This window comes from Robbsia andropogonis, from assembly GCF_000970345.1.
GTDB classification, from domain to species: domain Bacteria; phylum Pseudomonadota; class Gammaproteobacteria; order Burkholderiales; family Burkholderiaceae; genus Robbsia; species Robbsia andropogonis.
In genome coordinates, this window is sequence record NZ_LAQU01000233.1 from 1 (window position 1) to 651 (window position 651).

Annotated in this window: 1 pseudogene; it reads left to right on the forward strand. The window is 57.3% G+C overall.

Annotated elements, in window-relative coordinates:
• Nucleotides 1-651, forward strand: a pseudogene (locus WM40_RS27300) (TraM recognition domain-containing protein); the annotation flags it as partial.

Below are 651 nucleotides of genomic sequence, written 5' to 3' on the forward strand. Positions count from 1 at the left end.
GCACACCATGCAGATCCTGTCGCTGATTGCAGGAGAAGAATTTGGCATGAACCTTGTGGCAGATGGTTTGGCCTCTGTCCTGGCCAACGACCGCACCTACTTCGAAAACTGGTCTCCTCGCTCTATCCTTTGCTGGAAAAACTGACGACAGGCAAAACCGCCGAGCTGCTCTCCCCGGAATACGACGACCCCCTCGATCCGCGTCCTGCCTTCGACTGGAGCCAGATCATCGACCGTGGCGGCATCGTCTATGTCGGGCTCGATGCCCTCTCCGACTTCGAGGTGGCCGGTGCCGTGGGCAATGCCATGTTTGCCGATCTCACCTCAACGGCGGGCCGTATCTATAAGTATGGCTCCGGATACGGGCAAGGCGCTGCGGTGCCGAAGCGTAACCTGTCCATCCACGCCGATGAATTCAACGAGCTCGTGGGCGACGAATTTATCCCCATGGTCAATAAAGCCGGTGGCGCGGGCTATCAGGTCACTGCCTATACGCAGACCATCTCCGATATCGAAGCGAAGATCGGCTCCAAGGCCAAGGCCAGCCAGATCGAGGGCAACTTCAATACCTTGGTGATGTTGCGTGTGAAGAACCCTGAGACAGCGGAGGTGCTGACAAATCAGCTGGACGAAGTCGAGATCAAGATGCTC